Source organism: Acinetobacter rongchengensis, assembly GCF_003611475.1.
Taxonomy (GTDB): Bacteria; Pseudomonadota; Gammaproteobacteria; order Pseudomonadales; family Moraxellaceae; genus Acinetobacter; species Acinetobacter rongchengensis.
On the sequence record NZ_RAXT01000203.1, the window covers coordinates 1 to 452 of the forward strand.

Genomic DNA, 452 nt, shown 5'->3' on the forward strand with positions numbered 1-452 from the left:
TGCTAAACCTTGCCAATCTGCTTTTAAATATTCAATCACCTCTGTTTTGTATAAGCCATTCACCGTTTCAGCCAAAGCATTATCGTATGAATCACCAGTTGTACCGACTGATGCTCGTAAATTTGCTGCTTCTAAACGATTGGTATAGCGAATAGAAAGATATTGAACACCTTTATCGGAATGATGAATCATATTCTTAAGCATACCTCGATCGTGCAATGCTTGCTCCAATGCATCCAGCACCATATCTGTATTCATCCGTGTAGATACTTTCCATCCAACAATTGCTCGTGAGAACACATCAATAACAAATGCGGTATAGACCCAGCCTGAATGAGTTTGAATATAGGTAAAGTCACCCACCTGAGAAGCATTGCTTCGCAAGGGTTTGGATGATCAGCATTAAAATTACGTTTCACTAAATCATCTGCCCGTTTTTTGGTCATCTCGGT

1 pseudogene is annotated in these 452 nt (G+C 39.8%); it reads right to left on the reverse strand.

Annotation, left to right across the window (positions count from 1 at the left end):
* Positions 1-452, reverse strand: a pseudogene (locus tag D7V20_RS19535) (DDE-type integrase/transposase/recombinase); the annotation flags it as partial.